9 protein-coding genes are annotated in these 11,840 nt (G+C 42.3%); 4 read left to right on the top strand and 5 right to left on the bottom strand.

Annotated elements, in window-relative coordinates; all coding sequences use genetic code 11:
• Positions 1-119: 119 nt before the first annotated feature.
• The gene (locus tag KCG35_RS22170) at positions 120-3,458 is read right to left on the bottom strand and encodes a S41 family peptidase (RefSeq protein WP_215822046.1); all 3,339 of its coding nucleotides are present in this window, start codon (positions 3,456-3,458) and stop codon (positions 120-122) included.
• A 298-nt stretch (positions 3,459-3,756) separates the two neighbouring features.
• Between KCG35_RS22170 and KCG35_RS22165 the strand changes: the two genes are divergently transcribed.
• Entirely contained in the window at positions 3,757-4,209 is a 453-nt protein-coding gene (locus tag KCG35_RS22165) for a ferritin family protein (protein WP_215822045.1), read from the top strand.
• A gap of 52 nt (positions 4,210-4,261) precedes the next feature.
• On the opposite strand, the gene amrS is transcribed toward KCG35_RS22165, so the two are convergent.
• Complete coding sequence (gene amrS, locus KCG35_RS22160; protein WP_215822044.1) at positions 4,262-5,362, bottom strand: AmmeMemoRadiSam system radical SAM enzyme; 1,101 nt, start codon at positions 5,360-5,362, stop codon at positions 4,262-4,264.
• A 175-nt stretch (positions 5,363-5,537) separates the two neighbouring features.
• Between amrS and amrB the strand changes: the two genes are divergently transcribed.
• From amrB to KCG35_RS22145, 3 genes are all read left to right on the top strand, one after another.
• Entirely contained in the window at positions 5,538-6,326 is a 789-nt protein-coding gene (gene amrB, locus KCG35_RS22155; protein ID WP_215822043.1) for an AmmeMemoRadiSam system protein B, read from the top strand.
• Positions 6,313-6,903 (top strand): AmmeMemoRadiSam system protein A, encoded by a 591-nt coding sequence (gene amrA, locus KCG35_RS22150; RefSeq protein ID WP_215822042.1) that lies wholly within the window; start codon positions 6,313-6,315, stop codon positions 6,901-6,903. The genes amrB and amrA overlap by 14 nt, the downstream gene beginning before the upstream one ends.
• Before the next feature lie 470 nt (positions 6,904-7,373).
• Positions 7,374-7,721, top strand: a complete 348-nt coding sequence (locus KCG35_RS22145) for a hypothetical protein (protein WP_215822041.1) — start codon at positions 7,374-7,376, stop codon at positions 7,719-7,721.
• 131 nt (positions 7,722-7,852) lie between these two features.
• Here the strand turns inward: KCG35_RS22145 and KCG35_RS22140 are convergent, their stop codons facing one another.
• From KCG35_RS22140 to KCG35_RS22130, 3 genes are all read right to left on the bottom strand, one after another.
• A complete protein-coding gene (locus tag KCG35_RS22140) occupies positions 7,853-9,802 on the bottom strand; it encodes a ribonuclease R family protein (protein WP_215822040.1) in 1,950 nt (649 codons plus the stop codon).
• A 109-nt stretch (positions 9,803-9,911) separates the two neighbouring features.
• Positions 9,912-10,826, bottom strand: a complete 915-nt coding sequence (locus KCG35_RS22135; RefSeq protein WP_215822039.1) for an AAA family ATPase — start codon at positions 10,824-10,826, stop codon at positions 9,912-9,914.
• A gap of 14 nt (positions 10,827-10,840) precedes the next feature.
• The coding region (locus KCG35_RS22130) for a hemopexin repeat-containing protein (protein ID WP_230409321.1) at positions 10,841-11,840 on the bottom strand (1,000 nt) is incomplete at its 5' end.

The raw sequence follows: 11,840 nt of genomic DNA, 5'->3' as shown, positions 1-11,840 counted from the left end.
TGAAAAAAATACTTTGGCAGGATAGTGAAGAGAGCATCCTACTCTCCTCACAAAATAAAACGAAACAATTAACAAACAATTAAAGAACCAATTCCTATTTACTATGTGTAAAAATGCCCCTATTGTTTGCTAGTCTCCAGTAAGACATCCACAGCTTTTAACAACTGCTGATCAACCCCTTTAACAAGTTGATCTGGGTCATTAGCTACAGGATAATCAGGACGTAATTCCTGGTTTTCCAACAATTGTCCATCAATGCCTCTCACACCAACCTGTGGTATGCCAAAAATAATGTCTTCTGTATAAAGCGTTTTCCACCACACAGCGGTTCCTGTTCCTGGCACAGGTCTACCCACCAACTGGCCAAGACCCAGCTCTTTATAGACATAAGGAAAAATATGCGCATCTGAGTAATTCGCTTCATTCATGACAACAATTGAGGGCTTCTGCCAACGACGATGTGCATCAGAGCCCACTACACGACCACGAGGGACAAACTCTAAATAGCGCTGCCCAGAAAATAACATGGCCAAGTCATCGTGTAGCCAGCCTCCCAAATTATAACGTGTATCAATCACCATCGCTTTACGTGACTGCTGTCTTCCTAATATTTCAGCATAAGTATCGCGAAAACTTGCATCATTCATACGTTGAATATGGATATAACCTATTTGTCCTGATGAATGTTTTTCCACTTGTTCACGTTGTCGCTTTACCCAGCGTCGATAAGCTAAATATTCTTCATCACCGAGCGTCATTGGCCTAATGACGCGTTGTCGTGTCTTTGGTAATGATTTAGTTCTGCGGTTGTATTTTTTATCATTCGCTTTAGGTCGCCACTCAATTAACACCCGTTTGCCAACCTGGCGATTCAACAAGGCATAAGGGTTTTGATTTTTAGTTAATGTTCGACCATTAATAGCAACAATCAGGTCACCTATCTGGATTGGCTGGTCAGCCAACACAAAGGGGTTATTGGGTAAGACATCGGTTATTCGTAAGCCTTGAGCTGAATCATCCCACTCCCAGTACACGCCAAGCGAACCCGTTTGTTCCCCTCGCTGAGGGCTATGATAGCTACTGCCCGTATGAGATGCATTTAGCTCTCCCAGCATTTCACTGACAAGCTCACTAAAGTCACGCCCATTATTTATACTCACCAGCTTTGATTGATAGGCTTGGTAATAAAAATCCCAGTCAACGCCATGCATATCCTTGCGGTAAAACTTGGTTTTCATTAACTGCCAAATATGATCAAACAAATACTGGTACTCAACATCAGGCTGCGTCGTAATATCAACAACGGTATCAATAGGAGTAGGTCGTCCGTTGACTAAGTCTATTTGAAATAGCTGGCCATCTAATAGCCCAATAGCCTGTTCTTCATTGGGTAACACTGTAAACACAACATCATGTGCATTTAAATCAATAAATTTATAGGTACTTTCATTTTCAAACTCATGCACCCATAAATCAAAGCCATCTTCAAAACGACTTAAGTAATACAGTTTGGATCCATCATTAGTTAAATAGCCACCTGCCAGCTCAGAAGAGTGCAGTGTCAAACGGCGAATTCTGGTATCCAGGCCATCTCTTTCTACATGGATACGTTCTAATTGCTGCTGCTCTTCTTCACTATTTTTTTCTTGTTGCTGATCAGCAGATTTATCATTCTCCTCTTCAGCCTCGGCTTCCTGTAATGCTAACTCTCGATCTTCATCCGATTTTGCAAACGCATTCAATGCCTTTTGATTTAAGAAGACCCCCATCATATCCATGTCAGCCCCCCAGCTGCCGTGGTTACGACGACCATACTTTGCTGTTTGCCAAATGACAGCGTTTCCATGCATCGCCCACATTGGATTAGTATCAGCATAGCCAGAAAGACTTAAATTGATCGGAGGCTGTTTTCCATCGGCTTTGATTAAACCAACCTCTTTCATCCAACGCTTATCATCATAATGATAAGCCAACCACAGGCTATCAGGAGACCACTGAAACCACATATCTCCGTCTTCATATGAGTATGAATAATTTGGGGGCAATAACGTCCGCAATTTTTTGGTTTGTAAATTGTAGAGTTTTACTTCATTACGATTGCATAGCAAAGCAAGGTATTTTCCATCAGGTGAAAATGCTGGCTGCATTAAGTCATCTTCAGTATCCAACACGGCTTTCTCTTGTAAAACGGTGCTGCTAAAAAAGAATGCTTCATTCGTCTGCTGTTTGGTGACCTGATATATATTCCAGCTACCTTGGCGCTCACTGGCATAAGCCAGTGTTTTTCCATCGGGTGAAAAACTTAAACCTTGCTCTTCTTCTGGTGTATCAGTAATGCGCTTTATCGTAGGATAGTCGAGTGAAGTAACATAAATATCACCTCGCATAATAAAGGCAACTTCTCGACCATTCGGCGATGGTGCATACTCTGTCACATGATGAATGCCAGGCTGGGACTTACTGTCACCTCGATCATTACGAAACTGTACATCAATCGCTTTAGGCAATTTTTCTCCCTTAGCTAAACGAAAAAGTTGTCCATGCCATGTGTAAACAAGGTTACCTACCTTATCCTGGGATAAAAAACGTACCGGATGTGTTTTATGAAAGGTAACTTGCTGAGGAGCTGAATCATTAAATGTTTTACGCCAGACATTAAACGTGCCACTCGACTCACTGAGATAAAGCATACCTTGCTGATCAACGTCCCATAATGGCGTAATATCATTTCCATCAAACTGTGTCAGTTGCTGTTGAGTTTCACCCGTTTTCAGCCAAATATCACGTGTTGCTGCCGAACGCTGATGTTTGCGCCATGGATTTTCTGCACTCTTTTTATCAACATACAACATTCGCTGCCCAGTATTATCCATCCGTGCTTCGAGCGCAGGTACCGTCAATAATTGTTTAGGCATTCCACCATTGGCACTCACTTGATAAAGCTCTGGAAACCTGGTACTGGGATACTGTGCACTTTCAGGATCATCTAACCGAGCAGAATTAAATAAAATGGTTTTCCCATTACGAATAAAATCAGTAGGAATATCATCTGCGCTGTGAAAAGTAAGTCGTTTTGCAGAACCACCCCCTACAGCCATAACATAAATATCAAAGTTACCCGTACGATCAGAAGCAAATGCTAATGTCTGACTATCTTCTGACCAAATTGGATGAAATTCATAACTATCAGTAACCGTTAGTGGCTGAGCAACACCACCTTCAATCTCTACTGTATAAATATCACCATAGGCACTAAAAGCAATGGTCTTACCATCCGGAGATACTTGAGCATACCGAATCCATTGTGTGTTATTTACGTTTTTTAGCGCATTCTGCTGTATTGACGTTTTTTGAGCTGAGCTCTGTTCAGATGGGTTAACGGCCCCACTCGCCATAACCATGTTAAGTTGTCCAACGCACACACTACTTATGAATGCCAGCCAGCTCCACAGCCTCATCAACTACTCCTCTTAATAAAAACATGACGAGACCCAGCCTTAATGTCATGCTTTAAACTACTGGATGATCTTTCCTGCTCTTTTTCAGGAGCAAGCACCCTAGCGAAAATCCCCTATTACAGCAACAAGCAAGCGATGTTTTGCACTATAGTTACAAGAGACATTGAATAAGGTTCAAGCCTCAATGCAATATGACAATGGTTTGACTTAAAACGAGAAAAACTTCACGAAGACCTATTAAATTACCCAATAGCGTCAACGCTAAATAGATTCAGGGATTGATGTGGAGTTAACTACTATGCGGTTTAAACAGCTAAAAGATGTACTCGATTATCTTATAAATGCCCATAAACAAATGGGAAAATATTACGCCCAACTTAGTGATAATGCTTTGCAGCAGCGAGTCAAACTGATTCTCGACTACTTGGCTGAACACGAAAGTCACATCAGTAATGAACTGTTACAGTACGAGAAAGACGCCCCCTATGGCGTGCTAAATGCCTGGTTTCAAGACATTCAGGATGACCCTTTACTCCTTAAACTGGAGCAGCCACCGTCTCCAGACCTAAATGAAGAGCAGGTTATGCGTATTGCGCTTGAACTTGATGATCGCCTCATCAGCCTTTATGAACAGTTAGCCAATCATTGCAAGTCAACTGCAGCCAAAGAAGCACTTGAGAATTTATTAATGCAAGAAAAACAACGCAAAAAGCGCTTTGTCTTATCAATGCTGCGCATGCATGACCTTTAATCGTTTAACCAACCTTGCCTGTAATATTCACTTCTTGCGAAAATTTACAGGCTTAGCTTGCTTTTAAGCGAACAGGTTGGCGCATCGCCCCCCAACCCCCAGGCTGAGCATCAAACTTACCGGGAAGTGGAGTACCACAGCGTAAGCAATGCCCTGTAGTATCAAGTCGCCACTCACCCAGTTGATACCAGTCACGCTCTATCAAACACTCACCACATTTATGGCAATAAGTACTGCTACCCTGTAAATCGTGAACATTCCCGGTGTAGGCATAACGAATACCATTTTGCATTGCGATAGCTCTTGCGCGGGTAAGGGTTGCTGCTGGCGTTCTAGGTTTATCCAGCATTTTCCAGTCAGGATGAAATGCAGTGAAATGCATAGGCACATCAGGTCCTAAATGCTCAATTACCCACTGTGTCATTTCCTGTAACTCAGCGTCACTATCATTTTCATCTGGAATCAATAGCGTGGTTATTTCAAACCATACATCTGTATCATGGTAAAGGTACTCCAGTGTTTCCAGCACAGGTGCCAACGCAGCCCCACAGATTTTTTTATAAAATCGTTCGGTAAAACCTTTTAAATCAACATTTGCGGCATCCATTGCAGCAAAGAAAGAGACTCGTGGCTCAGGGCAAATATAACCTGCCGTAACTGCAACAGAATGTATCCCTTCTTCCCGGCAAGCTGCTGCGACATCTAGTGCATACTCCATGAAGATCACAGGATCATTGTAGGTATAAGCGATACTTCGACACCCTAGACGCTTCGCAGCCTGGGCCAGCTGGCGTGGAGATGCACTATCCGCTAACGTATCCATTTCACGGGATTTACTCATATCCCAGTTCTGGCAAAACTTACAGGCCAGATTACAACCTGCTGTACCAAACGATAAAACAGGTGTACCAGGTAAAAAGTGATTGAGTGGCTTTTTTTCAATAGGGTCGACACAAAAACCACTAGAACGCCCATAACTAACCAGCTTAATCTGGTGGTCTTCACAGGCTCTGACAAAACATAACCCTCGCTGTCCTTCTCTTACACGACAGTTTCTGGGACAAAGATCACACTGAATACGTCCATCTTCCAGTTCATGCCAATACTGAGTAGTAACCGTTTCCTGAGTTACTGATGATGATGACTCCGCCATCACTCACCTCCTTTGGATTTAATCCAAACGCAAACTAGCGAGGCTATAATGCTGACTATAATTATAAGTATATACTCGTAGCACTATATGGTTTGGTTACGTCATCACTCAGTACTTATACCTAACCCAATCATTATTGTGGGGAACGAGCTTACCGCCAGCTGAGGAGGGTGCCATGTCTATCCGAGAACCTGCTGTGGCGGGAATGTTTTACCCTGCTCAAGCAGAACATTTACAGCACAGTATTCACGAAATGCTGGCTGAAGCTGCAGCGTGTAAGGCTGAATCTTCTCCTCCGAAAATGATTATTGTCCCACATGCAGGTTATATTTATTCTGGTCCCATTGCTGCATCAGCCTATCAGCGCTTAAAGCCTTTTGCAGACATTTATCAGCGGGTCATTTTATTGGGGCCTTCACATCGGTTTGCTTTCCAGGGGCTCGCTTTATCTGAAAGTGAAGCTTTTAAAACACCATTAGGTGTTATTCCTATTGATCAAACAGCCGTTGAGGCCATATCAAACTGTGCAGGGGTTATTACTACAGACCAAGCTCACCGATATGAACACTCCCTTGAAGTTCAACTGCCCTTTTTACAGCTTACGCTAGATCATTTTACACTAGTACCAATGGTTGTTGGCTTAGCCAGTGCTGATCAAGTTGCTAATGTCATCAATACACTATGGGGAGGACCTGAAACGCTCTTTGTGATTAGCTCTGATCTCAGCCATTACCATGACTACATGACGGCTAAACAACTTGACACGGAAACCACTCACAAGATTCTTAAACTTAACCATAACCTCAATGGTGAACAAGCATGTGGCTGCTTTCCTCTTAATGGCGCACTATTATGTGCTGAACAACACCACTTAACAGCTACCTCTGTTGATTTACGTAACTCAGGTGATACTGCTGGCTCAACAGATGCTGTTGTAGGATACGGCGCTTATGTCCTCCATTAGCCCCTACCATCAAGAATTACTGCTTGATCTTGCTTTTCAGAGCATTGAGTATGGTCTGCAACATCACCATGAAATACCGGTTGATGAAGCTCAATATCCTGAACCACTTCAAGCTATTCGCAGCGCTTTTGTAACTTTACTGCGAAAACACCAGCTGCGCGGCTGCATTGGTTCATTAGCCCCTTCTCGCCCTTTAGTCATTGAAGTTGCTCATAACGCTTATGCCAGTGCTTTTCATGATTTTCGCTTTGTAAATATCAGCTCAGCAGAGCTACCACTGCTAACAATTGAAATTTCAGTGCTATCCCCACAGAAGCTAATGCAATTTATTTCTGAAGATGACCTGTTACGACAGCTAAGACCAATGATTGATGGTCTTACAATCGAAGACAATGGCCGCCGGGCAACTTTTTTACCCCAGGTTTGGCAACAATTACCTGATCGGCAAACTTTTTTACAACATTTGAAAGAAAAAGCAGGGCTACCTTTTGACTATTGGTCTGACACGCTCAAAGCCTATCACTACACAGTAGAACACTTCGCCGCTCCTCCCAAAAACTCAGTAATATCAACATAATCCTGCAATACAAGCATGCCATAAATTTAGATATACGTAATTGCAAGCGCTTGTGAAAGGGGGGCTTAACATTGTCTAACAACATGCTTCAGCATGTTAGTCATTGTCATAACCCTTCTCGCCATACAAGTCAGGCTGAACAGGCATGATTTATGCTGTTATTTATCAGGTAGGAAAGTCAGAGCAAGGGTAAATTTAGGCTAAGCCACCTAGTGTTAAACTAGCCTATTCGCATCACTCACGGCCAATGAAAATGTTGATTTCACGTTGGCTTGTTATGCATAAAAGGCTTGTTTTATTCTTACCCTATATGCCAAGTCGTATAATGGAAAGAATTATGCAGTTTTTCACATTGAATTTCACTACAGATGTCACATAAAATCGAGCGCCTTAGATAAATTGTTTTACAACAAAAAACATTGATTGATATGCTCGCCCAAAAAGGTGATTGTCGCGCAGAGGAGCCCGTTATGAATATCTGCCGGGAAATACTGCCAGGTTGTCATTCTGATAACCGAGCCTTTGTAAGAGAAATAGTATTTCAAACCGTCAAACACTTTTACAGCCAAGAATTCAGTAAGCTAACGCTAACTGAAGAGTTTGACTTAAGTGACTGCAATACATCTCCAAGCGCCTTATTTGACGCATTGGAGGCAATATTCTGCCCATGTGAAACCCTTGAAACCCCCTGGCCAATGACGCTGGAAAATATTATCGATAACATTATGCCTTACTGGAATGGGGAGCTTCCTACATCAATAAAAATCAAGAAAGGACGGCCCACCTTAAGTAAGAAGGCACTTGAACTTTACAGTTAAAAATTATCTCTACTTTGGATAATTAAGAAGCAAGTCACATTAAACACTTATTATCCAAAAAAAAGCCAGCAATAAGCCGGCTTTTTTTGTTCTACAGAGCGCTAAACGCTACATTGTCCGTAAATAGATAGCTAGGAGACAAGCGTCAATTTTAAGTTTCGACGCTTCATATCCACAGCAGATACTTTAACCTCTATTGACTGGTCCAGCATGAATTGCTGCTCGCCATTACTTGTCTGCTGGTACAATGGATCATAAGCAAATTTTGGCTCTTTACGACGTAGATCAACAAATCCGTCTATTCCAAAGTCATCCAACCGCGCCAGCACACCAAATGGATTAACCTGTACGACAGTTGCAGTAAACGTTTGCTCTACCTTGTCTTCCATAAACTGGCATTTTAACCACTGCTCTACTTCATTTGCAGAAAAACGTGCTTTTTGCTGTCCGGCTTGTAACTCATCCAGCAGACTCACTGCAACCTCAGGTATGGACTGCTCTTCAAGCAAAGCGATAATAATGCGATGCAATACCAAATCGTTATATTTGCGAATAGGTGAAGTAAATGTCGTATAACGTTCAAATCCCATTCCACTGTGGAAGCCAGGCTCAAGTGAAAACAAGCTACGCTCTAACTGTCGGCTCACAATTGTACGCAATGGCACATCAACTGATGTATTATTTAGGCTGTGAATTAGCTGACGATAGCCCTCAGGCTTACTCAAAGCTTCTGTGTCAAAGTCAGGCAATAACTCAGCGACTAATTTTTTGACATCGTCTAAGCGATCACTTCGCACACCACTGTGAGAAATATAAATAGCCTTAGACGTTTTTTCAGCAAGAAACTCAGCAGCAGCGCAATTGGCTGCGATCATACATGCTTCAACAAGCCGGTTGGCGGTACTTCTATGTTGGCGATGAATAGCCGCAATTTTACCATGCTCATCCAGCTCAAAATAATAATCAGGACGGTTTTCAAAGCATACAGCGTGCTGCTCCCGATAAGCGCTCAACGCACCCTGAACCTGCTGCAGGCTATCAATTACAGGCAATATTTCAGGGTTTGCAGCCGCTACACTATTCTCTTCAACACCGTCTAAGTAATTACTCACCGCATCATAAGACAACTTCGCTTGAGAGCGTACTTTAGCCTGGTAAAGCTCACTGGAAACAACTTCACCCTGCTCGCTTACTTTCATCTCACAGACTATTGCCAGTCGCGTCTCACCTGGAACTAATGAGCACCAATTATGAGAGAGAGACTCAGGCAACATCGGGATTGTTTGTTTGGGTAAATAAACAGAAGTACTGCGCTTACGTGCTTCAACATCTAATGCAGATTCTGGATTTATCCAAAACGCGGGGTCAGCAATTGCCACTCTTAGCAACCAACCACCCTCAGCCAGTGCTTCAGCAAACAATGCATCATCCATATCTTGAGTGGATTCCGCATCAATCGTCAACCAGGGCAAGTCAGTCATGTCTTTACGATCAGCACTGCTGATTAACGCTTCAGCTTGCGCTTCTATCGCTTCAACTTCAGCTTGCACAGCCTCAGGCCAAGCTAAATCAAGCCCATGCTTGTCAATAATATAGTTATGTTCAATATAAGGCTGATCAGGGTGACCAATGATGCTGACAACTTCAGCCTTAGGCTTTCCTGAATTAATAGGGTGTTGAGTGATTCGACAACGAACGAAATCACCCGCTTTTGCACCCGATAACTTATGGGGAGGAATAAAGATCCAGCGGGATAAACGGCCTACATCAGGCTCAACGAAAACGGCTTTACCACGACCAATAATTTGTCCAGTAAACTCACTTAACGACGAGTCAATCAGCTCTTCAATCTCAGCAAAGTCTTGTCCTTTGCTATCGACACAAAGTGTCACTTTTATACGGTCATGAGGAAACACCTTCTGCATTTCTTCTTGAGGAAGAAATATCTGGCGGCCATCGTCCAAAATTACCTGACCAGACTTTGCGCCAGAGTCTTTGACTGTAGCGTTGAAAATTTCTTTTTGGGATTTTAATTGCTGCTTGAGCTGCTTGAGCTGTTGCAGAGCATCATTATTTAACATAAACAGGCTGCCATTTTACTGGAAATCGAACCATCATTGACCCAAAGCTAAGGGCATAAATGAGAACGGATTCTACTCAATGCCGCACTGTTTATAAACCTTTTCCCTATTAAGATGTGCGTTTAACATTAACCAACTTAGAGATTTCAGTCATAAACGAAGCATAGCGGGACTCTCCCTGCCCTTCTAAAACCAAGACTTTACTGCTCACTTGCCGCGCATAATCAAGGCATTGGTAAAAAAAATGCTCTCTATCAGCTTGTTTCGGCTGACAACGCTGAGGGTCTGGTTGCCAGGGTAAATCAGGTCTTAATACACTGCACAATATATAGTTTTGCCCTAGCGCACACTGCCACAACCACTCAGGATACTGTCCATAAAGAATCTGGCTCCAAAAACAGGTTGTAGCACAATTAGTATCCACAACGTGTAGCTCAGAGGGCTGAAACGAAAAAAATAATTTTTCTAACGCATACTGAACCAAGCCTGATACAGCCACCTGCTCGTAGTCCAGTTCTATATGACCCAACATATTGTAGTAATCACGAATATACTCAGGCACGATAGTGAGTTTCATTTGACGGCCAAGTGTACTTTTCAAGTAATCAACCAGCGTCGATTTACCCGAAGATTCAGGACCCAGCACCAAAATACGCGGCAACACCGATTTTGGCAGGGGAGTTATTAATGCCTGTTGATGAGATTCAGCACAAAAAGGAAAAGCAGACATGCGTTGTCGTAAAAATGGAATCGCAACAAAACGATGGGTATTAGCCCATTGCACATGCTCAGGGGTCAAACAAACAAGCCCTACAGTACGATCTTGAGGCCAACGTTCAGCTTCACCACGATTTTTGATCCACACTACCTGACCAGCTAATTCATGTCCCAACAGCCACAAAAAGTGGCGCTGGGCCGGTAAGAGTGAAAAGTCATCAGGCAGTAATACAACGTCAAGATGACCTCTGATAAGCAAAGGTGAATTACGATGTGATGTTACTGCATTATGCTTACTGCTATTCATTCTTAAATAGTAAACTAATTCCGTAGAATCAAACTAAGATTATCCACATACTGCTGCTGACCAGAAAAATTGATATGCACATCAATACTCTCAACCTTATTGGGTAACGTAGTGTGTGTTAAAAAACGGCGAGTATTGCTCTGGTACGAGTCCATGGAAAGCGCCACATTAAGCTTTGATTGATACCACTGACCCATGCCCGGCCATGAAGATTCACTAATAGCTTTAGGAAAACCATCATCTGTTTTATTTAAAACATGGTCAAATCTTAGATAATAACCCCCTTTAAACAAGTACGATTTTATACTATTACGTCTTACAGCCGCATCAATCCGATCAGGCCAAACTTGTAAGCCAGACCATGTCCAGTCAGAAATAAACATGGGATAACCATCAGCTGCTCGATCTGATGTCATATTAAAACGAATATATTCATCCCCCTTAAAAAAATATGTAATGCCATTTCCCCAGTTAATAACAGCATCAATATTGTTAGCGCCTCCTGAGAACTTGTCCAATCCTGACCAATGATCTTTTATTTTCAATGGATAACCACTATCAGCCTGATCTTTTTTTAAATCATAACGAATATATTCATCACTCTTAAAAAAATAGACCTTTCCATTTCCCCAATTTACGACTGCATCAATATCCCTTGCGCCTCCCTCAAATTGGTCTAGTCCAGGCCAGTTACTGGCAATATCGGCAGGATACCCTTCATCCACTTGATCCTTATTAAAGTCAAACCGATAATATTCATCACCTCGAAAAAAATAAGCATACTGATCATTTTTTCTTAATGCCGCAAAGCCTTTAGCGTCATTAAAAAAAAGTTTGATATTTAAGTTTTTATCTGCTTGTTTGCCCCACATATCTGCGGCTAACGCTAAATTTATCCGCTTACTTTGCTGTATATTCAGCCCTTGTAAATCGATATGCTGTGCTAATGTCGTAGGCTCTTTAGTTAATGATGTAAAAAGATAGGCATTTTGCCTTTGTTCTTCTTTTTGTACC

The organism is Zooshikella harenae, assembly GCF_018837975.1.
GTDB classification, from domain to species: Bacteria; Pseudomonadota; Gammaproteobacteria; order Pseudomonadales; family Zooshikellaceae; genus Zooshikella; species Zooshikella harenae.
The sequence above is the reverse complement of the archived record's forward strand: the minus strand, read 5'-3'. Positions and strand labels throughout refer to the sequence as shown.

Coding starts and splice junctions, on each gene's coding strand:
- KCG35_RS22170 (WP_215822046.1), bottom strand. CDS start 3,458: ATGAGGCTGTGGAGCTGGCTGGCATTCATAAGTAGTGTGTGCGTTGGA.
- KCG35_RS22165 (WP_215822045.1), top strand. CDS start 3,757: ATGCGGTTTAAACAGCTAAAAGATGTACTCGATTATCTTATAAATGCC.
- amrS (WP_215822044.1), bottom strand. CDS start 5,362: ATGGCGGAGTCATCATCATCAGTAACTCAGGAAACGGTTACTACTCAG.
- amrB (WP_215822043.1), top strand. CDS start 5,538: ATGTCTATCCGAGAACCTGCTGTGGCGGGAATGTTTTACCCTGCTCAA.
- amrA (WP_215822042.1), top strand. CDS start 6,313: ATGTCCTCCATTAGCCCCTACCATCAAGAATTACTGCTTGATCTTGCT.
- KCG35_RS22145 (WP_215822041.1), top strand. CDS start 7,374: ATGAATATCTGCCGGGAAATACTGCCAGGTTGTCATTCTGATAACCGA.
- KCG35_RS22140 (WP_215822040.1), bottom strand. CDS start 9,802: ATGTTAAATAATGATGCTCTGCAACAGCTCAAGCAGCTCAAGCAGCAA.
- KCG35_RS22135 (WP_215822039.1), bottom strand. CDS start 10,826: ATGAATAGCAGTAAGCATAATGCAGTAACATCACATCGTAATTCACCT.